The organism is Streptomyces sp. NPDC030838 (genome assembly GCF_055572035.1).
On the sequence record NZ_JBVIED010000004.1, the window covers coordinates 92,812 to 118,194 of the forward strand.

Consider the following 25,383-nt stretch of genomic DNA (forward strand, 5'->3'; position numbering starts at 1 on the left):
ATGGCACCGAACATCGCGACCAACACCCGCGTATCGCTGGACGAGTTGCTGGACTTCGTACGCCCCCGCCACCGCGCCCTGCTGCTCACCCGCCGCGCCGACGGCAGCCCCCAGGCGTCCCCGCTGACCTGCGGCGTCGACGACTCCGGCCGGATCGTGGTCTCCACCTACCCGGAGCGCGCCAAGACCCGCAACGCCAAGCGGGACGCCCGGGTGAGCGTCGTCGTGCTGAGCGACGACTGGAACGGGCCCTGGGTGCAGATCGACGGGACGGCCGAGGTCATCGACGCGCCGGAGTCCGTCGAGCCGCTGGTCGAGTACTACCGGAACATCGCCGGGGAGCACCCCGACTGGGACGAGTACCGGGAGGCGATGGTCAAGCAGGGCAAGTCGATCATCCGGATCACTCCGGAGCGGTGGGGGCCGGTCGCGACGGGGGGCTTCCCGGCGCGGCTGGTGTCCGGGGAGTGATCGGGGGTCACCCCCGCTCCACCATCGCCTCGATGCCCGCGACCAGCAGGTCCAGGGCGTAGTCGAAGTCGCGGTCCAGCATCTCCGCGACCGTGTCGCCGCCGCGGGCCGCCATGAGGTCCTTCGACTCCCGGAGGACCTCGGCGGTCGTCGGGGCCTCGCTCACCGAGCGCATGGCCTGCTGGAAGTACTCGTCCGGGGTCAGTCCCGCGGTCTCGACGCGGGCGTGGAAGTGGCCCTCGATCGTGCCGTAGCCGTACACGAACTGGAAGACCGCCGAGATCGCGCTCGTCAAACGGTGCGTCGGCAGCCCTGTCCTGCGGATGACCCGCTGGACGACACGGGAGAACGCGAGCGAGTTGGGGCCGATGTTCAGGTAGGTCCCGGCCAGCGGCGACAGCCAGGGGTGGCGCACCAGCAGCGACCGGTACTCCGTCGCCAGCGCGCGCAACTGGTCCCGCCAGTCCTCGTCGGCGTCCGGGTCGGGCAGCCGCAGCTCGCCGTAGACGGCGTCCAAGGCGAGTTCGAGCAGGTCGTCCTTGGTGTCGACGTACCAGTACACGGACATGGCCGTCACGTTCAGTTCGGCCGCCAGCCGCCGCATGGAGAACTTCGCCAGGCCCTCCGCGTCCAGCAACCGCACGGTCACCTCGGTGATCCGCTCCCGATCCAGCCCGGACGGCTGCCCACCCCCACGCCGACGACGTCCCTCGTCCTCCAGCCAGACGCTGGCCCTCGCGCCCTGTTCCCCAGCGTCCTTGGCCATGACTCTCCTCACATTCCCACGCAGGTCACGCCAGTCACCCTAGGGGCGCGGGGAACTGCGCGACCAACCACGACGAATCCGCAGCCGCACGACGGTCGTCACCCTCCGAGCTCTCAGGCGCTTTCCCGCTCAGCCCGCCGCAGCAACGCCGCCGCGACGACACCGCCCAGCAACACAGCCGCAGCCCCGACCAACTGACTCACCGACAACCCATCGGAATACGCATCGAGAACCTTCTCCCGCTCCCCGGCGGAGCCAACCGCGGCCAACGCCACCGGCAACGACACCGCCGCGAACCGCGAGTTCAGCACCGCACCCAGCACCGCCACCCCCAGCCCGTTGCCGAACTCCGCCAGCGTCCCGTTGACCCCGGCCCCGACGCCCGCCTTCGCCGGCGGGATGGAGCTCATGATCGCGTGCGCCATCGCGGGGTTGGCGATCGCGGCTCCCACGCCGATCAGCACCAGCCCGAGCAGCATCCCGGCGTACCCGCCCGTGCCGAGCGTCGCGATCGAGACCAGGCCGCCGGACATCAGCACCATGCCCAGCAGGACGGACACCGGCGTGCCGAGCTTGGCGGTCCACTTCGCCGACAGCCCGGAGAAGTTCAGCGCCACGACGGCCAGCGCCAGCGGCGCCGTGCGCAGCCCCGCCTCCAGCGGGCCGTAGCCGAGGACGAACTGGAGATGCTGGGTGAGCAGGAACAGCGCGCCGCCCATCCCGAAGGTGATCAGCACCGCACCGGCGACCGCGCCGGTGAACCGGCGGTTGCGGAAGAAATGCATGTCGAGCATGGGGTACGGGATCCGGTTCTCCCACCAGGCGAACACCGCGAGGACGACGACGGCGACCGCGCCGCCGGCCAGCACCCGCCCGGACGACCAGCCGTGCTCGGGACCGGAGATGATCGCGAAGACCAGAGACGACATACCGATGGTGGAGAGCACCGCGCCGAGCAGGTCCGGCCGGTCCCCCTGAGGGCTCTTGGACTCCGGGACCAGCGCCACCACGGCGGCCAGGCCCAGCCCCGCGACCGGCAGGTTGATCAGGAAGATCGCGCCCCACCAGAAGTGGTCCAGCATGAACCCGCCGACGAGCGGCCCGGTGGCGAAGCCCAGCGCGTTGACCGCGCTCCAGATGCCGATGGCCTTCGGGTGCTCCTCCGGCGCGAAGATCTGCATCGCCACCGCGAGGGTGGTGGTCAGCAGCAGCGCGCCGCCGACGCCCATACCGGCCCGGGCGGCGATCAGCTGGGCGGTGGAGTCGGCGAGTCCGGCGACGAGTGAGCCGATGCCGAACAGGGCCAGGCCGGTGATCAGCATCTTCTTGCGGCCGTAGCGGTCGGCCGCGCTGCCGGCGGTGAGCAGCAGGCCCGACTGGACCAGTGAGTAGGCGTTGATCATCCACTGGATGTCGGAGGTGGCCGCTCCCAGCTCCTCGGTGAGGGACGGGATCGCCACGTTCAGGACGGTGTTGTCGAGCAGCACCGTCAGCTGGGCGAGACAGATGACACCGAGGATCAGCCAGCGCTGCGGGTGGCCGCCCTGGGTGTCGTTCGGGGACTGCACCTGGGAGGTCGAGGACATGTTGTACACCGTATAGTGGCTCCTATACGGTGTACAGCGGTTACTCGGCGGACATCAGCTCTTCGGCTGGGTCAGGTCGTAGAAGGTGGCCGAGCCGACCGTCACCTCCTTGAAGTTCTCCTCGACCCAGGAGCTGATCTGCGAGGAGGTGCCGTCGCCACCGCCGGGGCCCATGCCGCCGCCGGTGCCGCTCGCGATGAAGTAGTGGATCTTGCCGTCCTCGACGTACTGCTTGAACCGGGCCGGCGTGGGGGCCGGGTCGGTGCCGTTGAAGCCGCCGATCGCCATCACCGGCTCGCCCGTGGCCAGCTGGTAGCTCGCGGCGTTCTGCGAGCCGATGGCCGCGGCCGCCCAGGTGTAGTCCCCGGCGTTCGCCTCCAGGAGCTGCTTGGCCTCGTCGGAGACGGAGGCGCCGTTGAGGAGGCCGCCCGTTCCGCCGCCGCCCATACGGCCGCCTTCACCGGTCTGGCCGCCGGGGGTCTGCCCGCCGGGCGTCTGGCCTTGCTGCCCCTGCTGGTTCTGGCCCTGCCGGTTCTGGCCCTGCCGGCCCGGGAAGCCGCCGCCGAAGCCGTCCGTCGGAGGCTGGCCCATGCCGCCGCCCTGCTGGCCGGGCTGCTGACCTTGCTGGTTCTGGCCCTGCTGGTTCTGGCCCCCGCCCGGGAAGCCGCCACCGGGACCGCCGCCCGCACCGGGCCCGCGCCCTCCGCCCATGCCGCCCGCGACCGCCGGACCGGCCGTGACGATCGAGCCGGTGTGGGCCTCACCGAGGGTGGTGAGGCTGTACGCCGCCGGACCGGCCACCCCGGTCACGAGGCCCAGCGCGGCCACCCCGAGCGCCAGCCGCCGGCCCAGCCGGCCGGCGAAGACGAGCCCCAGCGCGGCGACCAGCCCCCCGACGAGAACCGCCCACTTCAGCCACGGGAGGTAGTCGGAGGAGCGGTTGAGCAGGACGTACCCCCACGCCGCGGTGGCCGTCATCGCCGCCGCCAGGGTCAGTGACGCCCACACCCGGCCGCGCTCCTGCCACAGCAGTGCCGCGCCCATGCCGATCAGCGGGGCGATGTAGGGGCCGAGGGCGACGGTGTAGTACTCGTGGAAGATGCCCTGCATGAAGCTGAAGATCACCATGGTGATCAGCAGGGAGCCGCCCCAGAGGAGGAACGTGGCGCGGGTGGCGTCCGTGCGCTTCGCCTTGCGGGTGGCGAAGAGCGCCGCGAGGAGCAGGATCAGCGCCGCCGGGATCAGCCAGGAGATCTGGCCGCCGATGTTGGAGCCGAACATCCGGTCCCAGCCGGTCTCGCCCCAGCCGCCGCCCTGGCCTCCGCCGACGCTGCCGGTCTCCTCGCCGTTGATGCGGCCCAGGCCGTTGTAGCCGAAGGTCAGCTCCAGGAAGGAGTTGTTCTGCGAGCCGCCGATGTACGGCCGCGAGGACGCCGGCCACAGCTCCACGATCGCGACCCACCAGCCGCCCGCGACGACCATCGCGAGACCGGCGAGCAGCACCTGGCCGATGCGCCTGCGCAGCGCGGTCGGTGCCAGGACGACGTAGACGAGCGCGAGCACCGGCAGGATCAGGAACGCCTGGAGGGTCTTGACCAGGAAGGCGAGGCCGACGGCGACGCCCGCCCACACCAGCCACTTCGTCCGCGCCTTCTCCAGGGCGCGCTGGGTGCAGTACACCGCCGTGGCCATCAGCAGGGCCAGCGCCGCGTCGGGGTTGTTGAAGCGGAACATCAGCGCGGCGACCGGCGTCAGCGCGAAGACCGCCATGGTGAGCAGCCCGGCCGGGGCGGAGAAGCGGCGGACGGACGCGTACAGCACACCGGCCGTCGCCACCGCCATCAGCACCTGCGGGAACAGGATCGCGAACGAGTTCAGGCCGAGCAGCCGCACCGACAGGGCCATCGGCCACAGGGCGGCCGGCGGCTTGTCGACGGTGATGGCGTTGCCCGCGTCGAGCGAGCCGAAGAAGAAGGCCTTCCAGGACTGGCTGCCGGCCTGGACGGCCGCGGAGTAGAAGGAGTTGGCGTAGCCGGACGCCGTCAGGTTCCAGGTGTAGAGCGCGCCGATGACGAGCAGCGCGCCGAGGAAGGCCGGGCGGGCCCAGCGGGGGTCCTCGGGGCGGCCGTGCCAGACGCGTCGTACCAAGGACTGCTTCGGGACGTCGGGGGCCGGTGCGGGTGTGGCGACGGGCGGACCATGCGGGGTGGTCTCAGGCGTGGTCGTGGTCATCGGGAGCCCCTTGGATCGGTGTCGTGGTCCGGGAAGACCCAGGCCCGGAAGAGCAGGAAGCGCAGGACCGTCGCCGCGAGGTTGGCGGCGATCAGGACCGCGAGTTCGGTGGAGTGCGCGGGGTCGGAGGTGGCCGCGCCCAGGGCGGCGAGGGAGCCGCTGGTGAGCACGAGGCCGATGGCGAAGACCACCAGGCCCTGCGCCTGATGCCGCACGGCCCCGCCCCGGCCGCGCACCCCGAAGGTCAGGCGCCGGTTGGCGGCCGTGTTGGCGATCGCGGAGACGAGCAGGGCGAGCGCGTTGGCGGTCTGCGAACCGGTGAGGACGCGGAAGCCGCTGTAGAGCAGGAGGTAGAAGAGGGTGGACAGGGCGCCGACGACGCAGAAGCCGAGGAGCTGGCGGGCCAGTCCCTTCGGCACGTCGGCCAGTTCACGGTCGCGCGGGTCGTCGCCGAACGGCCGGGCGAGCCGGTCCAGCGGCAGCGAGCCGGTGGCCAGCGCCTTGCCCACCCGCCAGACGCCCTTCAGGTCGTCGGTGGCGGTCTTCACGATGTGCACGGTCGAGTCGGGGTCGTCGACCCAGTCGACCGGCACCTCGTGGATCCGCAGACCCGCCCGCTCGGCGAGCACCAGCATCTCCGTGTCGAAGAACCAGCCGGTGTCCTCCACCAGCGGCAGCAGCACCTGGGCGACGTCGCGGCGTATGGCCTTGAAGCCGCACTGCGCGTCGGAGAAGCGGGCCTGGAGCGAGCCGCGCAGGATCAGGTTGTACGAGCGGCTGATGAACTCCCGCTTGGCGCCGCGCACCACGCGCGAGCCGCCGGCCAGCCGGGAGCCGATCGCCAGGTCCGAGTGGCCGGAGATCAGCGGGGCGACCAGCGGGAGGAGGGCGTTGAGGTCGGTGGACAGGTCCACGTCCATGTAGGCGAGGACGGGGGCGTCCGAACCCGACCAGACGGTGCGCAGGGCGCGCCCGCGGCCCTTCTGCTCCAGCCGCACCGACCGCACCTGCGGGATGTGGGCCGCGAGCGCGGCGGCGACCCGCGGGGTGCTGTCCGTCGACGCGTTGTCCGCGATGGTGATGCGGAACGCGTACGGGAACGTGCGCGCCAGGTGCTCGTGCAGCCGGAGCACGCACGGCTGGAGGTCCTTCTCCTCGTTGTAGACGGGAATCACCACGTCCAGGACAGGCGTACCGGCGTCCCCGGCCGGGAGGTGCTCCCGCGCCGGCAGGGTGCCGGGAGAAGAGTCGGTTCGCATGGCCCCGACTCTTCTCAACTCCCCTATCCCGGCCGTGTGGTGAGGCTGTGGCGTGCCTGTGCGTGCGGCTGTCCGTCGGTCTCCGGGCTCGGTGACGGGGCGAGCGCGGGCAGGTGGACGGTGAAGACCGTCCGACCGGGCACGCTGTCCACGGTCACCGCGCCGTCGTGCGCGGTCGCCACGGCCTGCACGATGGCCAGGCCGAGCCCGGTCGAGCCGGTGGCGCGGGAGCGCGCCGAGTCGCCACGCGCGAACCGCTCGAAGACATGCGGCAGCAGCTCGGGCGCGATGCCGGGGCCGTCGTCCTCGACGTCGACGCACAGCCACGGGCCGCCGCACCGCACGCGCGCGGTGACCGTCGTACCGGGTGGGGTGTGGTTGCGGGCGTTCCCCAGCAGATTGACGAGGACCTGTTGCAGCCGGGCGGCGTCCGCCGAGACCAGCGCGGGCTCGTCGGGCAGGTCGAGGCGCCAGCTGTGGTCCAGGCCCGCCGCGCGGGCGTCGCTGACGGTGTCCACGACGAGCGGGACCAGGTCGGTCTCCTCGAACTGGAGCGGACGCCCGGCGTCCAGACGGGCGAGCAGCAGCAGATCCTCCACGAGGAGGGTCATCCGGCCCGCCTCGGACTCGATACGGCCCAGGGCGTGCCGGGTGTCGGGGCCGACCGCCTCGCGGCCGCGCCGGGTCAGCTCGGCGTAGCCGCGGATGGAGGCCAGGGGTGTTCTGAGTTCATGGCTGGCGTCCGCGACGAACTGCCGTACCCGCGTCTCGCTCTGCTGGCGGGCGTGCAGGGCGCCGTGGACGTGGTCCAGCATCCGGTTGAGCGCGGCACCGACCCGGCCGACCTCCGTGTGCGGGTCGCACTCCGCCTCCGGCACCCGCTCGTCGAGGTTCACCTCGCCGCTGTGCAGGGGGAGTTCGGAGACCCGGGTGGCGGTGGCGGCGACCCTGCGCAGCGGGCGGGTGGCCATGCCGACGATGACCGCGCCGGCGAGGGAAGCGGCGACCAGGCCCGCGGCGGTGACGCTGACCTCGACGAGGATCAGGGTGTTGACGGTGCCGGTGACGTCGGAGGTGGGGACGGCGACGTAGTAACTGCCGTTGGGGCCGGTCTGGTAGCGCGCGAGGTAGCCGCCGAGGCCCGGGATGTCCACGGAGTGCGCCTCGCGGTCCTGGGGGACCGAGTCGAGCGCGGCCGTCTGGGCCTCGCTCAGCGACTCCCCGTTCGGCTGGGGGATGTTGTTGTCGTTGGCCTTCTTGCCGACCTTGGCGTCCGTGATGGACCCCTTGTCCACCTCGGCGGCGATGGTCCCGATCGGCTGCGGGCCCCGCTCCACGAACTGGGTCAGGTCGATCTTCTCGGGCCGCCCGTCCTGCCGGCCGGGCGGGCCGTCGGCCGTGTCCGCGTCCTGGTCGGGCGGGACGAACCCGTGGGCGGCGCGCGCGGCGACGTCCTTGAGCTGGTTGTCCAGCTGCTCGTACAGATAGGAGCGCAGCGCGAGCGTCGTCACCGTGCCGATCACCGCGCACACCACAGCGATCAGCGCCACGGACGCGACGACGAGCCGCGTCCGCAGGGTGCGTGGCTGCCGTGCCCGTCGCGTCTGCGGACGCGGCCGTCGTCGTCCGGTCACGACGCGGCGGGCTTGATCAGATAGCCGGCGCCGCGCCGGGTGTGGATCATCGGGTCCCGGCCCGCGTCGATCTTCCGCCGCAGGTAGGAGATGTACAGCTCGACGACATTGGCCTGGCCGCCGAAGTCGTAGGACCAGACGCGGTCGAGGATCTGCGCCTTGCTGAGCACGCGCCGCGGGTTGCGCATCAGGAAGCGCAGCAGTTCGAACTCGGTGGCGGTGAGGTGGATGCTGTCCCCGCCGCGGGTGACCTCGTGGCTGTCCTCGTCGAGGGTGAGGTCGCCGACGACCAGCACGGATTCGGAGCGGCGGTCGGCGGCACCGGAGCGGCGGATCAGCCCGCGCAGCCGGGCGACGACCTCCTCCAGGCTGAACGGCTTGGTCACGTAGTCGTCGCCGCCCGCGGTGAGCCCGGCGATACGGTCCTCGACCGCGTCCTTGGCGGTGAGGAAGAGCACCGGCACGTCGGGCAGGTCACGGCGGAGCCGCCCGAGAACGGCCAGGCCGTCCATGTCCGGCAGCATCATGTCGAGGACGACGGCGTCCGGGCGGAACTCCCGCGCGGTCCGCACGGCGCCGTGGCCGTCGCCCGCGGTCCGGATCTGCCATCCCTCGTAGCGCAGGGCCATGGACAGCAGCTCGGTGATCGACAGCTCGTCGTCCACCACCAGCACCCGGACGGGGCTCCCGTCCGGCCTCAGCAGTTCGGTGCGCCCCTGGGGCGAGATCGTGGCCATGCTGAGCACCTTGTCGGGTCCCTCTGAGAGCACCCTTTCGGCAACCTGTGATTTGCCTGAGAAATGCACAGGCCGGGGAGAGGGGGCGCTCAGTTGTCGCACGGGTCGGCTATCGCACGGGGCCGCGCTCGTCCACGTGGAAGGTGGGCGTCCCAAGGAAGACATCGGCCGGGACCTGGCCGGCCTCGCCGTAGGCGATGTTGAAGGTGTCCAGCCAGTACGACCAGTCCTGCATGCCGGCCGCGCTGCTGAACCTGTAGTTGAGCTGCCAGCGCACCCATTCGCCGGGCGCGAGCCGTACGGCGGGCGGGCGACGGGGCCGTGGCGGCAGCCCGAACAGCGGCTCCACGCGGGGCAGCACCCGCAGCCGCCCGTCCCGCTCCCTCAGCTCCACGCCGACGCGTCTCGGCTCCGCCCATCCGTGGCAGGGCGCGAAGTCGTCCCGCTCGTGCATGCGGACGGTGTGGGCGCGGGAGGGGGTGCCGGGCGGCAGGGCGAACCCGACCGGGGCGGCGTTCCGCCGGGCGGCGGCCGGGCCCCCGCGGGACTTTTTGCTCCAGAAGGTCTGCACCCACTGCACGGTGATCTCCACGAGGTCTCCCCTCCTCCCGTCCGGTGTCAGAAGAGCCCGTCCTGCTCATGGGCCGCCGCTTTGCGCAGCTCCCGCACCGGCACCGACAACTCGTCGCCCCCAGCGGACACCAGGTCCCACCCCGTCATCAACCGGGTATCGAGGACGACGACCCCGCCGCTGCCGCCCGTCGCCACATGCAGGTCGGGCCCGGCGGCCGCGACCAGCTCCCCGCTCACGGCGCCGCCGGGCACCAGCTCGGTCACCTCCGCGACGGCGGCGGGCGCGGCGGCGAGACCGAAGGCGGCCACGTGGTCCACGGGCCGGAACGGCCGCGGGGCCAGCGACTCCGGCCAGCCGTCGAGGGCGACCGCGCGGGCGTGCAGCTCGGCCAGCTCCGCGGCCCGCTCGGCCTCCGCCGGGGGCAGCGCGGCGCGCACGGCCCGCTTCTCGGCGTACGGAATCCGGTCCGGCACGCCCAGCGCGGCCCGCAGCAGCTCCTCCGTCCGCCGCGCGGCCATCAGCGGCCCGGCGCCGAGCCAGCTGAAACAGACGGCACCCTGCTCCAGCAGCCGCGCGAAGCCCCGCTCGACGGCGGTGATCCCGACCTTGGCCAGGCCGGGCCCGAACCACGCCAGATAGACGTGATACGGCCGCGGATCGTCCGCGACCGTGTCGGCGGCCACGGAGTGCGCCCGCTCCAGCCGCGCACACTCCTCGCACCGCCCGCCGGTGCTCCGCCCCGGCACCACGGCCCGCACCGGGCAGGCATGCCCCCGTGCGCCCCCACACCTCCGCTCAGCCCCGTCCACCACCCGGAAGGCGATCCGCTTGCCCCAGGTCAGCGCACTACGCGATCCCCCGTCCCACCGAAGGACGGGCCGCCCGTCGGCCCACCGCAGCCCGCTGCACTTCCACATCTGTGCCATCACTCGCGAGCGTAGAGGGACCCACTGACAACGGGCCCGCGGCCGCCGACGGCGATCAAGCCCCACAGGGGCCACCCGCACCCGACGACGATGGCTGTACGGATGGTGCTGGTGGGAACCCACAACGGCCGAAGGCGAAGCCGAGGCCGAGCCCTACACCGGCGGCTGCACCCGGGCAACTCTCCGCAGCATCCCCGGCAGGAAGCGCGCCAGCAGATGCGCCCCCCGCGCCTCGGGGGTCACCGGCACCACCGCCTCATTCCGCACCACCGCCCGCAACACCGCGTCAGCGACCTTCTCCGGCGGATAGTTCCGCAACCCGTACAACCGAACCGCCCGCTTCTGCCGCCGCCGCTCCTCCTCCGCGTCCACGCCCGCGAACCGCGCCGTGGCCGTGATGTTCGTGTTCACCAGCCCGGGGCAGATCGCGCTCACCCCGATCCCCTGCCCCGCCAGCTCCGCCCGCAGACACTCGCTCAGCATCAGCACCGCCGCCTTGGACGTGCTGTACGCGGGCAGCACCTTGGACGGCTGATACGCCGCCGCGGACGCCGTGTTGACGATGTGCCCGCCCTGCCCGCGCTCCGCCATCTGCTTCCCGAACAGCCGGCACCCGTGGATGACGCCCCACAGGTTGACGTCGAGCACCTTCTTCCAGTCCTCCGGCGTGGTGTCGAAGAAGGACCCGGACAGCCCGATCCCGGCGTTGTTCACCAGGACGTCCACCACGCCGTACTCGGCGGCGACCTTCTCCGCGAGCTTCTCCATCTCCTGCTCGTCGGAGACGTCCACCGTCTCCGCCCACGCCGCGGGCGCCCCGAGCAGCCGCGCCATCTCCGCCGTACGGGCCGCCGCCTCCGTGTCCCGGTCGACGGCGATCACCCGCGCGCCCGCCTCCGCGAACGCGTACGCCGTGGCCCGCCCGATTCCGCTGCCCGCGCCGGTGACCAGCACCAGCTGCCCACCGAACCGGTCGGCGTACCGACCGTTCCCGATCGCCGGAGCGGTCCGCCCGCCCTCGACCCCGGTCACGAACTCCGCGATCCACGCGGCCAGCTGGTCGGGCCGCGTCCGCGGCACCCAGTGCCTGGCGGGCAGCGTCCGCCGGGTCAGCTGCGGCGCCCACAGCTCCAGTTCGTCGTACAGCCGCTCGGAGAGGAACACGTCCCCCAGGGGCGTGATCAGCTGCACGGGCGCGTGTGCGTACGCGTCCGCGCGCGGGCGGCGCAGCCGAGCCCGGACGTTGTCGCGGTACAGCCAGGCACCGTGGGCGGCGTCGCCGGGCAGCGAGGAGGTGGGGTAGTCACCGCGCGGTATCTTCTCGGCCCGCTCGAGCATCCGCGGCCAGGCCTTGCCCAGCGGCCCCCGCCAGGCCAGCTCGGGCAGCGCGGGCGTGTGCAGCAGGTAGACGTACCAGGACTTGGCGCCCTGCCCGAGGAGCTGACCGACCCGGCGCGGGGTGGGGCGCTTGAGGCGCTTGCTGATCCAGTGGCCGAAGTGGTCCAGGGACGGCCCGGACATCGAGGTGAACGACGCGATCCGCCCCTCGGTCCGCTTGACCGTGACGAACTCCCAGGACTGCACCGAACCCCAGTCGTGCCCGACCAGATGCACCGGCCGGCCGGGGCTGACCGCGTCGATGACGGCGAGGAAGTCGTCGGTCAGCTTCTCCAGCGTGAACCCGCCCCGCAGCGGCTGCGGCGCCGTGGAACGGCCGTGGCCGCGTACGTCGTAGAGCACCACGTGGAAGCGGTCGGCGAGCCGTTCCGCCACCTCCGACCAGACCTCCTTGCTGTCCGGGTAGCCGTGCACCAGGACGACCGTCGGCTGTCCGGGGTCGCCCAGCTCGGCCACGCACAGCTCGACGCCCCCGGTCCGCACCCAGCGCTCCCGCGCGCCCCTGAGCACCGTCACTTCTCCTCCGTCCAGCGCCGCACGTGCGGCAGATCGTCGTCCAGCCAGAAGGCGCTCTCCTCGGGATCCCGCGAGTCGGTGACGACCAGGATCTCCTCGAACTTCGCGCCGGTGCCCCGGAAGCCGAGATGGGGTTCGACCGCCCACAGGCCCGGCTGCGGCGGGTGGTCGGAGAAGCGGTACGGCGACCACAGCGGCGACCAGCCCTCCCGGTGGCCGTGCAGCGCGTCGGCCGCCAGCCCCTTCAGGGACTGCGTCCCGAACCCGAACAGCCGGGGCGTGAAGCGCCGTTCGCGCACCCGGTCGACCTTGTGCGCGATCACTCCGAAGGGATACGCGCGGTGCCGGTTGGCGTAGCCCTGGCGGACCATGAGGCGGTCGACGTCCTCGTAGATCTCCCGCAGCGAGCGGCGTTCGCGCACCTCGCGCAGGATCAGTTCGCGATGCGCCTCCAGATCGGCCATCAGCTTGTGCTGCACGGGGTTGATGCCGAGGGAGCCGGAGTAGCCGATGTCGGCCGTGTAGCCGCGGTACACGGGGGCCATGTCGAGGATGAACGGCATCCCGGGCTCCAGCCGGCGGTTGGTGGGGAAGAACTGGAGCGGGACGCGGAAGTTCACGAACGCGGTGCGATCGCCGAACCAGGCGAAGGGGAGGTGGAACCAGTCCCGTACGCCCCGCTCGCGCAGCCACTCCCGCTGCATCCGTGCCGCCTCGCGCTCGGTCACGCCCGGCTTCAGCTGGGCGGCCACGGCCTCCGCGCATTCGTACGCCAGCCGTTGGACCTGCCGGAATCCGCTCAGTTCCGCGGACAGTTCGCTTGTCACCGCCGTAGTCATGCGGGGCCCCTTCGACTGCGCTACGCACCCGTAACTTGACCAGAGTGAATCTCGCAGCTTGTTAGAGTCCGCGTCAATAGGCGTGATCCGTAGCTCTGTCCGTAGCTCTCAGGCACGGCATCCCCTACGGGCCCGTACGACTGGAGGCTGAGGCGAAGACGGCTCTGCGGGTGGACGCCGGACATGGTCCGCGTCACTACCTTCGATGTCGTGACTGTGATCGCGACCGAAAGCCTGAGCAAGCGGTTCCCCAGGGTGACCGCGCTTGACCGGCTCTCCGTGGACGTCGGGCCCGGTGTCACCGGACTCGTCGGAGCCAACGGCGCCGGCAAGTCGACACTGATCAAGATCCTGCTGGGTCTGTCCCCGGCCACCGAGGGCCGCGCCGAAGTGCTCGGACTCGACGTCGCCACCAAGGGCGCCGCCATCCGCGAGCGCGTCGGCTACATGCCGGAGCACGACTGCCTGCCGCCCGACGTCTCGGCCACCGAGTTCGTCGTGCACATGGCCCGCATGTCCGGCCTCCCGCCCGCCGCCGCCCGCGAACGCACCGCGGACACCCTGCGCCACGTGGGGCTGTACGAGGAGCGGTACCGCCCGATCGGCGGCTACTCCACGGGCATGAAGCAGCGGGTGAAGCTCGCCCAGGCCCTCGTCCACGACCCCCAGCTGGTCTTCCTGGACGAGCCGACCAACGGCCTGGACCCGGTCGGCCGGGACGACATGCTCGCCCTGATCCGCCGCATCCACACCGACTTCGGCATCTCGGTCCTGGTCACCTCGCACCTGCTGGGCGAACTGGAACGCACCTGCGACCACGTGGTCGTCATCGACGGCGGCAAGCTGCTGCGCTCCAGCTCCACCACGGACTTCACCCAGACCACGACCACCCTCGCGATCGAGGTCACCGACACCGACGAACACCCCGACGGCACCCGCGCGATGCGCGAGGCGCTCCACGCGCGCGGGATCACCGTCGAGCACGGCGGCGGCCTGCCCGGCGCGGGCCACGTCCTGCTGCTCACCGCCCAGGGCGAGGAGACCTACGACCTGGTCCGCGACGTCGTCGCCGACCTCGGCCTCGGCCTGGTCCGCATGGAGCAGCGCCGTCACCACATCTCGGAGGTCTTCCAGGAGACCGGCGACCAGCGGAAGGAGGCCGTGGGCCATGGCAGTTGAGCACCCCGTGACCGCCCCGTCGGGCGACCAGACCCGCATCCACAACATCGGCTACCGCAGCTACGACGGCCCCCGCCTGGGCCGCGCCTACGCCCGCCGCTCGCTGTACTCGCAGTCCCTGCGCGGCGCCTACGGCCTCGGCCGCTCGGCCAAGTCCAAGGTGCTGCCCATGCTGCTGTTCGTGGTGATGTGCCTGCCCGCGGGCATCATGGTCGCCGTGGCCGTCGCCACCAAGGCCAACGACCTGCCGGTCGGCTACACCCGCTACGCGATCCTGCTCCAGGCCGTGATCAGCCTGTACGTCGCCTCGCAGGCCCCGCAGTCGGTCTCCCTCGACCTGCGCTTCAAGACGGTCCCGCTGTACTTCTCCCGGCCCATGGAGACCGCCGACTACGTCCGCGCCAAGTACGCGGCACTGGCCTCGGCGATGTTCCTGCTCACGGCCACCCCGCTGATCGTGCTCTACGCGGGCGCGCTGCTCGCCAAGCTCGACTTCGCCGACCAGACCAAGGGATTCGCACAGGGACTCGTCTCCGTGGCACTGCTCTCGCTGCTCTTCGCGGGGATCGGCCTGGTCATCGCCGCGGTCACCCCGCGCCGCGGCTTCGGCATCGCGGCCGTGATCGCCGTGCTGACCATCTCCTACGGCGCGGTCTCCACCCTCCAGGCCATCGCCTGGTCCCAGGACACCACGGACGCCATCGGCTGGATCGGCCTCTTCTCGCCGATCACCCTCATCGAGGGGGTGCAGTCCGCCTTCCTGGGCGCCACCTCGACGTTCCCGGGCGGCGCCGGGCCCACCGACGCCCAGGGAGCCGTCTACGTCCTCGTCGTCCTCGGCCTCATCGCCGGCTGCTACGGCCTGCTGATGCGCCGCTACCGGAAGGTGGGCCTGTGACCACGCTCAGCATCGACCACGTCTCCCGCTGGTTCGGCAACGTGGTCGCCGTCAACGACATCACCATGACGATCGGCCCCGGCGTCACCGGCCTGCTCGGCCCCAACGGCGCCGGAAAGTCCACCCTCATCAACCTGATGGGCGGCTTCCTCGCCCCGTCCACCGGCACCGTCACCCTCGACGGGCAGCCGGTGTGGCGCAACGAGAAGATCTACCAGCACATCGGCATCGTCCCCGAGCGGGAGGCGATGTACGACTTCCTCACCGGCCGCGAGTTCGTCCTCGCCAACGCCGAACTGCACGGCCTGGGCGCCAAGGCGGCCCAGAAGGCCCTCGCCACGGTCGAGATGGAGTACGCGCAGGACCGCCGGATCGCCACCTACTCCAAGGGCATGCGGCAGCGCGTGAAGATGGCCTCCGCCCTCGTCCACGAGCCCTCGCTGCTGCTGCTCGACGAGCCCTTCAACGGCATGGACCCGCGCCAGCGCATGCAGCTGATGGACCTGCTGCGGCGCATGGGCGACGAGGGCCGCACGGTGCTGTTCTCCTCCCACATCCTCGAAGAGGTCGAGCAACTGGCCTGGCACATCGAGGTCGTGGTCGCCGGGCGGCACGCGGCGAGCGGCGACTTCCGCAAGATCCGCCGCCTGATGACCGACCGCCCGCACCGCTACCTGGTGCGCTCCAGCGACGACCGCGCGCTCGCCGCCGCGCTGATCGCCGACCCGTCGACCGCCGGCATCGAGGTGGACCTCGCCGAGGGCGCGCTGCGCGTCCAGGCCGTCGACTTCGGCCGCTTCACCACCCTGCTGCCCAAGGTGGCCAGGGACCACGGCATCCGGCTGCTGACCGTCTCGCCGTCCGACGAGTCCCTCGAGTCCGTCTTCTCGTATCTGGTCGCGGCGTAGGAGGCCGAAGATGTACGACCCCACCGTCGCCCGGCTCACCTACCGAGCCCTGCTCGGCCGCCGCCGGGCCCTCATCCTCGGCGCGCTGCCGCTGCTGCTGATCGTGATCGCCGTCGCGGTGCGCTTCCTGTCCGGCGCCGACGACCAGACGGCCGTGAACGTCCTCGGCGGCTTCGCGCTCGCCACCATGGTGCCGATCATCGGCGTGATCGCCGGCACCGGCGCGATCGGCCCGGAGATCGACGACGGCTCCGTGGTCTATCTGCTGTCCAAGCCGCTGAAGCGGCCCACGATCATCTACACCAAGCTGATCGTCGCCATCGCCGTGACCATGGTGTTCTCGGCGGTCCCGACGCTCGTCGCGGGCCTGATCCTCAACGGCAACGGCCAGCAGATCGCCGTCGCCTACACGGTCGCCGCGCTGGTCGCCTCCATCGCCTACGCGGCGCTCTTCCTGCTGCTGGGCACGGTCTCCCGGCACGCCGTGGTCTTCGGCCTGGTCTACGCCCTGGTCTGGGAGGCGCTGTTCGGCTCCCTGGTGCCGGGCGCGCGCACGCTGAGCGTCCAGCAGTGGTCGCTGGCGGTCGCCCAGAAGGTGTCCGGCGGCGATCTGATCACCTCCGACGTGGGTCTCACCACGGCGACGGTGCTGCTCGCCGCGGTGACCGTGCTCGCCACCTGGTACGCCGGGCAGAAGCTGCGCTCGCTGACGCTGGCGGGCGAGGAGTAGACGCCGCGCTTACTGACGGGGGCTTCACCCCGGCTCCGGCACACTGGGCGAACAGGGACGACCGGGACGCATCACAGGGAGGACGGGATGGCCGACGACACCTGGGACGACGTCGTCCTGGACGAGGACTTCGTCCGCTCCGCCGAGACGTCCGAGCCGTCCGCACGGGCCCGGATGCTCACCGCACGCTGGCGCCGCGAGGCCCCCGAGCCGCAGCCGTGGCGTTCCGACGAGCCGCCCGCGGGCTGGTTCTTCGGCAAGGCACGCCGACGCAGATGGCGCCGACGCTGAATCGAACGTACGACCGCATTTAATCGGTGGCGCCGAACTCCTCGCCCCGGCACAGTGGTTCTCGTCCCACCACGAGCCGGGAGAGGAGTTCGGCGATGTCCATGCACGGCAGTACGCCGGACTCCCGACAGGGCAGCCGCCGACGGGCTCCGGAGTAGCCGTTACCTCTCCGTCGAGCCCGCCGGACACGGGGAGCTGCCCGGGGGCGGCCGCTTCGAGCACGCGAGCGTAACCCGCTCGCGTGGGCCGCCCCCTCCCGAGCCCAGGGCCTGCCTCCGGACCGGTCCGGCGTCGCGGGCCCTACGCCAGCAGGCGCTCCAGCACCACGGCGATCCCGTCCTCCTCGTTGGAGGACGTCACCTCGTCGGCGACCGCCTTCAGCTCCTCGTGGGCGTTGGCCATGGCCACCCCCCGGGCCGCCCAGCCGAACATCGGGATGTCGTTGGGCATGTCGCCGAAGGCCAGGGTGTCCGCCGCCTTCAGACCGAGCCGCCGCGCCGCCAGGGACAGGCCCGTGGCCTTGGACAGGCCGAGCGGCAGCAGCTCCACGATGCCCTCGCCCGCCATCACGACGGTGACGAAACCGCCGGCCGCGCGCGTGGCGATCTCGGCCAGCTCGTCGTCGCCGAGGGTCGGGTGCTGGATGTAGAGCTTGTTCAGCGGGGCCGTCCACAGGTCGGCCGCGTCCGTGAACGGGGTCGCCGGCAGGGCGCCCTGCACCTCGTAGCCGGGCCCCACCAGCACATCGCCGTCCAGGCCGTCCCGGCTCGCCGCCAGATACAGCGGGCCGACCTCCGCCTCGATCTTGGCCAGCGCCACCCCGGCCAGCTGCCGGTCCAGCGTCACCGAGGTCAGCAGCCGGTGCTCCCCGGCGTGGTAGACCTGCGCGCCCTGGCCGCACACGGCGAGGCCCTGGTACCCCAGGTCGTCGAGGATGTGCCGGGTCCACGGGACCGCACGCCCCGTGACCACGATGTGGGCGGCGCCCACCGCGGTGGCCGCGGCGAGCGCGTCACGGGTGCGCTGCGAGACGGACTCGTCGGAGCGCAGCAGCGTTCCGTCGAGGTCGGTGGCGATCAGCCGGAACGGGATCCCGGTGGCCGTACTCACTTGGCGACCGGCTCCAGGACCTCACGGCCGCCCAGGTACGGACGCAGCACCTCGGGCACGCGCACCGAGCCGTCGGCCTGCTGGTGGTTCTCCAGGATCGCCACGATCGTGCGCGGTACGGCGCACAGGGTGCCGTTGAGCGTGGCCAGCGGCCGGACCTGCTTGCCCTCGCGGACCCGGATCGACAGCCGGCGGGACTGGAACTCGGTGCAGTCCGAGGTCGAGGTCAGCTCGCGGTACTTGCCCTGGGTCGGGATCCACGCCTCGCAGTCGAACTTGCGGGAGGCCGAGGAGCCGAGGTCACCCGAGGCGACGTCGATCACCCGGAACGGCAGCTCCAGGGCGGTCAGCCACTGCTTCTCCCACTCCAGCAGGCGCTGGTGCTCCGCCTGGGAGTCCTCGGGAGCGACGTAGGAGAACATCTCGACCTTGTCGAACTGGTGCACGCGGAAGATGCCGCGCGTGTCCTTGCCGTGCGAGCCGGCCTCGCGGCGGAAGCAGGGCGAGAAGCCCGCGTAGCGCAGCGGGAGGCGGTCGGCCTCGATGATCTCGTCCCTGTGGTACGCGGCGAGGGCCACCTCGGAGGTGCCGACCAGGTACAGGTCGTCGTTCGGGAGGTGGTACACGTCCTGCGCGGCCTGGCCGAGGAAGCCGGTGCCGGCCATCGACTGCGGGCGCACCAGCGCGGGCGTCAGCATCGGCGTGAAGCCCGCCGCCGTGGCCTGCGCCATCGCGGCGTTGACCAGCGCGAGCTCCAGCAGCGCGCCGACGCCGGTGAGGAAGTAGAAGCGGGAGCCGGACACCTTCGCGCCGCGCTCGACGTCGATGGCGCCGAGCCGCTGGCCCAGCTCCAGGTGGTCCTTGGGCTCGAAGCCCTCGGCGGCGAAGTCGCGGATCGTGCCGTGCGTCTCCAGCGTGACGAAGTCCTCCTCGCCGCCGACGGGCACGTCGGGGTGGACGAGGTTGCCGAGCTTGAGCAGCAGCTCCTGGGTCTCGGCGTCGGCCGCGTCGCGCTCGGCGTCGGCGGCCTTGACGTCGGCGGCGAGCTGGCTCGCCTTCTTCAGCAGCTCGGCCTTCTCGTCTCCGGAGGCCTTGGGGATCAGCTTGCCGAGCGACTTCTGCTCGGAGCGCAGCTCGTCGAAGCGGACGCCGGACGACCTGCGCCGCTCGTCGGCAGACAGGAGAGCGTCGACGAGCGCGACGTCCTCTCCACGGGCACGCTGAGAGGCGCGCACACGGTCGGGGTCCTCACGGAGCAGGCGAAGGTCAATCACGCGCTCCAGGCTACCGGTGCGAGGTGACGGCTCACGACCCACTATTCCGCGTCGCGCCTTACGTTCCGTTATGCGTTAATTGCCCCCTGTGCACCGAGGCGTCAATAAAAGGATCTCACTCCCCGGAACGGGGCATGCCGCACGACGCCTCGTTGACCGGATTCCCTTGTGGAGAACGGGACTTGGGGAGCCTTCGTCCACAGGAATCCACAGCCTCGAAGAGTTATCCACAGGCTGTGCGAAAGATCTGTGGATGCCGGAATTGATCATTCCGAATCGGGCGATCGGGACGATGAATTCCTGATCCAAACCGACTCCCGCCCCACTTTCGAGTGGAAATGGGTCGCCCCAAAGGATTGATCGAAGGAAACAGGTGGACGAAGGGTGACCTGTGCGCCTGTGGACGCCCTTGCCGCCTGTAGGGCGATTTGTCGACTAGGTAGCGCTTCGCTGTCGACTTGTCCCCAGGTCGAGAAGCGGACCTGTGGATAACTTCTGTGGATAACGAAAATCAGCAGGTAGGACTGGCTAGAAACGGCCGTCCTGGCAGCGCGCCACCCAGTCCGCCGCCTCCGTGAACGCGTCGTCCGAGGTGCCCTGCCGCGGCGGCAGCACGTCCCCCGGCTGCACATCCGCACGCGGGTACGACCCGAGGAAGCGCACCTGGAGGCAGATCCGCTTCAGCCCCATCAGCGCCTCGGCCACCCGGCGGTCCGAGATATGGCCCTCGGCGTCGATGCAGAAGCAGTAGTTGCCGATGCCGGCGCCGGTGGGACGGGACTGCAGCAGCATCAGGTTGATGCCACGCGAGGCGAACTCGCCCAGCAGATCGCGCAGGGCACCGGGGTGGTCGTCGCGCTGCCACAGCACCACCGTCGTCTTGTCGGCACCGGTCGGCGCCGCGGGCCGGGCCGGACGGCCCACCAGCACGAAGCGGGTCTGGGCGTTCTCCGCGTCGTGGATCTCGGTCTCCAGGGCCTCCAGCCCGTACCGGGCCGCCGCGAACTCACCGGCGAAGGCGGCGTCGTAGCGGCCCTCCTGCACCAGCCGGGCGGCGTCCGCGTTCGAGGCGGCCGACTCCCAGGTGGCGTCCGGCAGATTCGCCTTCAGCCAGTTGCGCACCTGCGGCTGAGCGGCCGGGTGGGCGGAGACCGTCTTGATGTCCGACAGCTTCGTGCCCGGGCGGACCAGCAGCGCGAAGGTGATCGACAGCAGCACCTCGCGGTAGATCATCAGCGGGCGGCCCGCGACCAGCTCGTCGAGCGTGGCGGTGATGCCACCCTCGACGGAGTTCTCGATCGGCACGAACGCCGCCTCGGCCTCGCCGTTGCGCACCGCGTCGAGCGCGGACTGCACGGACACGTACGGGATCAGCTCCCGGGTCGCCGCCTCCGGAAGCGTGCGCAGGGCGACTTCGGTGAAGGTGCCTTCAGGGCCGAGATACGCATAGCTGGCTGGCATGACCTCACCCTAATGGGCCCGTCGAACGGCGGCTCGGACGTCTCACCAAAGCCCCACGCGGGGGTGATCCCGACCTGGTCTCCGGATCATCCCTCCAGCAGCCGCTGTCCCACGTACTCGCCCTCCGCCGCCCCGCCCGGCGCCGCGAACAGCCCGCTCGCCTCGTGCCGGATGAACCGGGACAGGGCGTCACCGCGGTCGAGCTTGCGCTGCACCGGCACGAAGCCGCGCAGCGGATCCGCCTGCCAGCAAATGAACAGCAGCCCCGCGTCGGGCACCCCGTCGCCGTCGATGCCGTCGTGGAAGGAGAAGGGGCGCCGGAGCATCGCCGCGCCGCCGTTCTGGTCCGGCCGGGTGATCCGGGCGTGCGCGTTGATCGGCACGACGAGATTGCCCTCGGCGTCCGTCTTCTCCAGGTCCATCTCGGTGGTCTCGCCACCCCCGGACAGCGGCGCCCCGTCGGACTTGCGGCGCCCGATGACGTCCTCCTGCGCCGTGACCGACAGCTTCTCCCAGTCGTCGAGCAGCATGCGGATCCGGCGTACGACGGCGTAGGAGCCGTTCGCCATCCACGCGGGCTCCCCGCTCTCCGGCACGAAGATCCGCTTCTCGAAGTCGGGCTCGCTCGGCTTCGGATTGCGGGTGCCGTCGATCTGGCCCATCAGATTGCGGGCCGTCATCGGCTGCGCGGTGGCGCCCGGCGAGCGGTTGAAGCCGTTCATCTGCCAGCGCACCCGGGCGGCGGAGCCCGCGTCCTTCTGGATCGCACGCAGCGCGTGGAAGGCGACCAGCGCGTCGTCGGCGCCGATCTGCACCCACAGGTCGCCGTTGCTGCGCGCCTTGTCCAGCCGGTCGGAGGAGAAGTCGGGCAGCGGGTCGAGGGCGACGGGACGTTGCTTCTCCAGGCCCGTACGGCCGAAGAAGCTGTGCCCGAACCCGAAGGTGACCGTGAGGGAGGAGGGCCCTGCGTCACGGGCGATGTCCGTGTCGTCCTGCCGGGCCGGTTCGCCGGCCATCAGCCGCCGGGCCGTCTCCGACCAGCGGCGCAGCAGCGCGGCGGCCTCCTTGCGGCCCGCCCCCGGGGCGAGGTCGAAGGCGACGAGATGGCCCCGGGACTGCATGGGGGTGGTGATGCCGGGCTGATGTTTCCCGTGAAACATCACCTCCCCGGCGCCGAGCGAGGTCAGCGGGGTCGCCTCGGAGGGCGCCGCGGCATAGCCCACGGCGCCGCCCGCCGCGCCGAGCGCCAGCCCGGTGGCGCCGGCGGTGCCGAGCAGCCGGCGGCGGGACAGCGGAGCGGACTGGTCAACGGTCTGGTCAGCCATGGTGTGCGGTTCAGCCGATCTGCGTGTTCTTGTCGACGGTCACCTGGTCGATGTCGGAGGTCCGCACGGTCACAGCGATCTTCCATTCGCCCGCCATGGGGATCTGCACTCCGCTCGCCGACCAGTGTCCGGTGGTGATGTGGTCCGGGACGACGGGCAGCGGCCCGATGTCCTGGGACTCCAGGGTGAAGGCGACCTTCACCTCGGGGATGTCGAAGGCCCGGCCGTTGGGCCGCGTCACATAGACGTGCATGTCGTTGGCACCGACCCGCGCGGGGTCGAGGTCGATGCGGACGACGCCCTTGCCGTCCTCGCCTCCGGTGTCGAACGGCATGTCCAGGGTGACGGTCCCGCTCGCCGTGGCCGACGACGAGGCCGCCGTGGCCGCCTTGGCCTCCTCCTCGGTACGGCCCGGCTCGGTGGACGTCAGCGCGGTGGTGACGGCCAGCAGGACGACCGCGACACCCGCCTCGGCGAGCACCGAGCGGCGCAGACCGAACCGGTTCGGGTCGGCGTCCCGCAGCCGCTTCCGCCGTGCGGCGTCGACGGCGGCGCGCTGCCGCGCGAGCTGGGCGGCACGCTGCGGGTCGGCCTCGGAGGAGGCCTCGGAAGAATCGGCATCGGAGGAAGCCTCGTAGGAAGCCGCACCGGAGGAAGCCTCGGAGGAATCCGCACCGGAGGAAGCCTCGGACGCCTGGGAAGCCTCCGTCCCGGCGCCCCCGGTCCGCGCCGCGACCCGCTCCTTGCGCTGTGCCACCCCCGCCGTCACCGTGTCGGCCAGCCGCCCGGTCCACCGCCGTGAGATCCACGCGACCCCGACGAGCAGCACCACGAGCCCGGCCTTCACGCACAGCAGCTGCCCGTACCGGGTCCCGGTGAGCGCCGACCAGGAGCCGACCTGCCGCCAGGACTGGTAGAGCCCGGTCGCGACCAGGGCGAGCACACTGCCGAAGGCGACCTGGGAGAACCGCCGTACGGCCGTGGCCTCCAGCGGTGTCTCGACGGGTGCCCGGTACAGCGCGACGAGCAGCGTCGCCAGTCCGCCGAGCCAGGCCGCGACCGCCAGCAGATGGACGACGTCGACGGGCATGGCGATCCCGGGCTGCAGCCCGGTGGACGCGTGCTCGGCCATGGCCCAGCTCGCGGCGAGCCCGGCGGCCACGACGACTCCGCCGACGGCGAGCCCGAAGGCCAGGTCCCGGCTCTCCTTCTCGGCCTCGGCACCGTGCTCGGCTTCGGCACCGTGCTCGGCCTCGGCACCGTGCTCGGCTTCGGCACCGTCCTCGCCTTCGTCACCGCCGTCGCCGCCCGCGCCCTCGACCCGCTTGGCGTACGCCCCGAAGAGCACCGCGATGAACAGCGCCGCCGCGGCGAGCAGCAGCAGCCGCGAGACCAGGGCCGCCCCGGTCTTGGTCTGCAGGACCTGCCCGAGCAGATCCAGGTCGAAGACGTCCCCGACCTTCCCGGACGTCGTGTAGGAGCCCCGCAGGAGCAGCAGACCGAGCGTCGCCGCGGTCAGCGTCACCCAGCCGGAGACGACCAGCCGCTGCACGGCCCGTACGCCGGTGCCGCGCGGCCAGCAGGCGAGTACGAACGCGGCACCGCCGACGAGCACGATGAACCCGGCGTACGACGCGTAGCGCCCCACGCCGTACAGGAGGCCGACGACTCCGCCGCCCGCGGTCTGCTCGGACACCGTGACGGTGGTCGCGGAGGGCGCGCCGATGGAGAAGGTGAACGCCCCGGCGACGGGATGGCTGTCCGCCGAGACCACCTGGTAGGACACCGTGTAGGTGCCGTCGGGCAGCCCCGGCCGCAGCTTCACGGCGTAGGTCGTGCCGCTGGTGTTGCCTGCCTCGCCGGTGTCCGCGCGCCCGCCCTTGGGGTCGAGCACCCGCACCGCGTCGTCGGAGAGCGAGACCGCCTCGGAGAAGGTGAGCGAGACCTGCTCGGGCGCCTTGTCGACCACCGCACCCTGCCGGGGGTCGCTGCCGGTGAGCGCGGCGTGCGCGGAGGCCGGCGCGGCACCGGCGAGCAGCGCGCCTGCGACGGCCAGAAGCAGCAGCACCAGGCTCCGGACGCGCGGGGCGATGGTCTGCGTCACGGTGTTCCCTCCCTCAGTGTCCGGACGTGGGACGGTACGTCGCCGGCTTCACGGGCATCTCGACCGTGACCGGGTCGCCTCCGGCGAAGTGCAGTTCGACCTCGACCGTCTCACCCTGCTTCGGCTTGCGCTTCAGCTTCTCGAACATCAGGTGGTTTCCCCCGCTCTCCAGCACGAGTTCGCCGTGTGCGGGCACCTTGACGTCCGTCATCTCCCGCATCGACGAGCCGACGGTCTCGTGCACGGTGACCTCGCCGAGGTCGCTGGTGACCGAGGTCAGCTCGGCCGCCGTACCGCCGTCGTTGGTGATGGTCAGGAAACCGGCCGCCATGGAGTCGGAGACGGGCTGCGGCATGTAGGCGCCGCTGACGGAGAGGTCCGCGCCGGAGTCGCCGGAGTCCGAGCCGGAGCCGCAGCCCGCGAGGACGAGCGCCCCGGCGGTGAGCAGGGCGGCGGCCGTCGCGCGGCGCCTCACGGGGTGCGCGGGCCGCCTCACGGGGTCTCCCCCTTGACCAGCTTGGGCAGGTCCTTGGTGTAGTCGTCCACGTCGGCGTCCTCGCCGTAGAGGACATAGCCCCCGTCGGTCTTCGGCGAGAAGGCGATGACCTGGGTGCCGTGCGTGGAGACGATCTTGCCCTTCTCCTTCACCGGCGGCTCGATGGAGATGCCGAGGGTGCGGGCACCCGCCTGGATCGTGTCGAAGTCGCCGGTCAGCCCGACGACCTGCGGGTCGATGCCCTTCAGCCATGTGCCGAGCGCTTCCGGGGTGTCCCGCTCGGGGTCGGTGGTGACGAACACGACGCGCAGCTCGTCCTGCTCCGCCTTGGGCAGCTGCTTCTTGGCGACGGCGATGTTGCTCATTGTCAGCGGGCACACGTCGGGGCAGTTGGTGTAGCCGAAGTAGATCAGCGTGGGCTTGCCCGCGGTCTCCTTGCGGAGGTCGTAGCTCTTGCCGTGGGTGTCCGTCAGCACCAGATCCGGCTTCTCGAACGGCTGGTCGAGGACGGTGGCGGCCTTGTCGGAACCGGCCTCCTCGGAGACCACGGAGACCGGCGAGCCGGAGCCGTCCTCGCTGCCGCAGGCGGAGAGGGTCAGGGTGGCGGCGGCGAGCAGCGCGGCCGCCGCGAGGGTCTTCTTACGCATGGAGAGATGTCCCAGAGGTGAG

The 25,383-nt window shown here is 71.6% G+C and carries 22 protein-coding genes and 1 pseudogene; 6 read left to right on the forward strand and 17 right to left on the reverse strand.

Going from position 1 to position 25,383, the window contains the following annotated elements; all coding sequences use genetic code 11:
- Entirely contained in the window at positions 1 to 471 is a 471-nt protein-coding gene (locus tag ACZ42A_RS13655; protein WP_468527364.1) for a PPOX class F420-dependent oxidoreductase, read from the forward strand.
- Between the two features lie 7 nt (positions 472 to 478).
- Here ACZ42A_RS13655 and ACZ42A_RS13660 read toward each other — a convergent pair whose 3' ends face one another.
- From ACZ42A_RS13660 to ACZ42A_RS13705, 10 genes and pseudogenes are all read right to left on the reverse strand, one after another.
- A complete protein-coding gene (locus ACZ42A_RS13660) occupies positions 479 to 1,237 on the reverse strand; it encodes a TetR/AcrR family transcriptional regulator (protein WP_468527365.1) in 759 nt (252 codons plus the stop codon).
- A 113-nt stretch (positions 1,238 to 1,350) separates the two neighbouring features.
- Positions 1,351 to 2,823, reverse strand: a complete 1,473-nt coding sequence (locus tag ACZ42A_RS13665; RefSeq protein WP_468527366.1) for an MFS transporter — start codon at positions 2,821 to 2,823, stop codon at positions 1,351 to 1,353.
- A gap of 54 nt (positions 2,824 to 2,877) precedes the next feature.
- Positions 2,878 to 5,055 (reverse strand): ArnT family glycosyltransferase, encoded by a 2,178-nt coding sequence (locus ACZ42A_RS13670; protein WP_468527367.1) that lies wholly within the window; start codon positions 5,053 to 5,055, stop codon positions 2,878 to 2,880.
- Between the two features lie 20 nt (positions 5,056 to 5,075).
- Positions 5,076 to 6,314, reverse strand: a pseudogene (locus ACZ42A_RS13675) (bifunctional glycosyltransferase family 2/GtrA family protein); the annotation flags it as partial.
- A gap of 23 nt (positions 6,315 to 6,337) precedes the next feature.
- Positions 6,338 to 7,948: a sensor histidine kinase gene (locus tag ACZ42A_RS13680; RefSeq protein WP_468527368.1), complete on the reverse strand. Its 1,611-nt coding sequence runs from the start codon at positions 7,946 to 7,948 to the stop codon at positions 6,338 to 6,340.
- Positions 7,945 to 8,685, reverse strand: coding sequence for a response regulator transcription factor (locus tag ACZ42A_RS13685; protein WP_468527369.1), 741 nt, complete (start codon positions 8,683 to 8,685; stop codon positions 7,945 to 7,947). The genes ACZ42A_RS13680 and ACZ42A_RS13685 overlap by 4 nt, the downstream gene beginning before the upstream one ends.
- Before the next feature lie 109 nt (positions 8,686 to 8,794).
- The gene (locus tag ACZ42A_RS13690; RefSeq protein WP_468527370.1) at positions 8,795 to 9,277 is read right to left on the reverse strand and encodes a hypothetical protein; all 483 of its coding nucleotides are present in this window, start codon (positions 9,275 to 9,277) and stop codon (positions 8,795 to 8,797) included.
- Between the two features lie 26 nt (positions 9,278 to 9,303).
- On the reverse strand, positions 9,304 to 10,185 hold the full coding sequence (locus ACZ42A_RS13695) for a DUF2797 domain-containing protein (RefSeq protein WP_468527371.1): 882 nt from the start codon (positions 10,183 to 10,185) through the stop codon (positions 9,304 to 9,306).
- Between the two features lie 153 nt (positions 10,186 to 10,338).
- Positions 10,339 to 12,099 (reverse strand): SDR family oxidoreductase, encoded by a 1,761-nt coding sequence (locus ACZ42A_RS13700; protein ID WP_468527372.1) that lies wholly within the window; start codon positions 12,097 to 12,099, stop codon positions 10,339 to 10,341.
- Positions 12,096 to 12,938, reverse strand: a complete 843-nt coding sequence (locus ACZ42A_RS13705; protein WP_468527373.1) for a M24 family metallopeptidase — start codon at positions 12,936 to 12,938, stop codon at positions 12,096 to 12,098. Before ACZ42A_RS13705 ends, ACZ42A_RS13700 begins: the two co-directional genes overlap by 4 nt.
- Positions 12,939 to 13,154: 216 nt before the next feature.
- On the opposite strand from ACZ42A_RS13705, the gene ACZ42A_RS13710 reads away from it, so the two are divergent.
- The 5 genes from ACZ42A_RS13710 to ACZ42A_RS13730 are packed head-to-tail and all read left to right on the forward strand — an operon-like array spanning position 13,155 to position 16,944.
- Positions 13,155 to 14,117, forward strand: coding sequence for an ABC transporter ATP-binding protein (locus ACZ42A_RS13710; RefSeq protein ID WP_468527683.1), 963 nt, complete (start codon positions 13,155 to 13,157; stop codon positions 14,115 to 14,117).
- Complete coding sequence (locus ACZ42A_RS13715; protein ID WP_468527374.1) at positions 14,107 to 15,015, forward strand: ABC transporter permease; 909 nt, start codon at positions 14,107 to 14,109, stop codon at positions 15,013 to 15,015. The genes ACZ42A_RS13710 and ACZ42A_RS13715 overlap by 11 nt, the downstream gene beginning before the upstream one ends.
- Positions 15,012 to 15,923: an ABC transporter ATP-binding protein gene (locus tag ACZ42A_RS13720; protein WP_468527375.1), complete on the forward strand. Its 912-nt coding sequence runs from the start codon at positions 15,012 to 15,014 to the stop codon at positions 15,921 to 15,923. The genes ACZ42A_RS13715 and ACZ42A_RS13720 overlap by 4 nt, the downstream gene beginning before the upstream one ends.
- Before the next feature lie 10 nt (positions 15,924 to 15,933).
- The gene (locus ACZ42A_RS13725) at positions 15,934 to 16,653 is read left to right on the forward strand and encodes an ABC transporter permease subunit (RefSeq protein ID WP_468527376.1); all 720 of its coding nucleotides are present in this window, start codon (positions 15,934 to 15,936) and stop codon (positions 16,651 to 16,653) included.
- A 12-nt stretch (positions 16,654 to 16,665) separates the two neighbouring features.
- Positions 16,666 to 16,944 (forward strand): SGM_3592 family protein, encoded by a 279-nt coding sequence (locus ACZ42A_RS13730; RefSeq protein WP_468527684.1) that lies wholly within the window; start codon positions 16,666 to 16,668, stop codon positions 16,942 to 16,944.
- A 300-nt stretch (positions 16,945 to 17,244) separates the two neighbouring features.
- On the opposite strand, the gene ACZ42A_RS13735 is transcribed toward ACZ42A_RS13730, so the two are convergent.
- The 7 genes from ACZ42A_RS13735 to ACZ42A_RS13765 all read right to left on the reverse strand — a co-directional run bounded on the left by ACZ42A_RS13735 (position 17,245) and on the right by ACZ42A_RS13765 (position 25,361).
- Positions 17,245 to 18,054 carry an HAD family hydrolase gene (locus ACZ42A_RS13735; RefSeq protein WP_468527377.1) on the reverse strand — a complete coding sequence of 270 codons (810 nt, stop codon included), beginning with the start codon at positions 18,052 to 18,054 and terminating at the stop codon, positions 17,245 to 17,247.
- Complete coding sequence (gene serS / locus ACZ42A_RS13740) at positions 18,051 to 19,328, reverse strand: serine--tRNA ligase (protein ID WP_468527378.1); 1,278 nt, start codon at positions 19,326 to 19,328, stop codon at positions 18,051 to 18,053. The genes ACZ42A_RS13735 and serS overlap by 4 nt, the downstream gene beginning before the upstream one ends.
- Before the next feature lie 528 nt (positions 19,329 to 19,856).
- Positions 19,857 to 20,789, reverse strand: a complete 933-nt coding sequence (gene pheA, locus ACZ42A_RS13745; RefSeq protein ID WP_468527379.1) for a prephenate dehydratase — start codon at positions 20,787 to 20,789, stop codon at positions 19,857 to 19,859.
- 86 nt (positions 20,790 to 20,875) lie between these two features.
- On the reverse strand, positions 20,876 to 22,114 hold the full coding sequence (efeB, locus tag ACZ42A_RS13750) for an iron uptake transporter deferrochelatase/peroxidase subunit (RefSeq protein WP_468527380.1): 1,239 nt from the start codon (positions 22,112 to 22,114) through the stop codon (positions 20,876 to 20,878).
- A gap of 10 nt (positions 22,115 to 22,124) precedes the next feature.
- Entirely contained in the window at positions 22,125 to 24,218 is a 2,094-nt protein-coding gene (locus ACZ42A_RS13755; protein ID WP_468527381.1) for a copper resistance CopC/CopD family protein, read from the reverse strand.
- Between the two features lie 13 nt (positions 24,219 to 24,231).
- Entirely contained in the window at positions 24,232 to 24,714 is a 483-nt protein-coding gene (locus ACZ42A_RS13760) for a copper chaperone PCu(A)C (protein ID WP_468527382.1), read from the reverse strand.
- Positions 24,711 to 25,361 carry an SCO family protein gene (locus ACZ42A_RS13765; protein WP_468527383.1) on the reverse strand — a complete coding sequence of 217 codons (651 nt, stop codon included), beginning with the start codon at positions 25,359 to 25,361 and terminating at the stop codon, positions 24,711 to 24,713. The genes ACZ42A_RS13760 and ACZ42A_RS13765 overlap by 4 nt, the downstream gene beginning before the upstream one ends.
- Between the last annotated feature and the right edge of the window lie 22 nt (positions 25,362 to 25,383).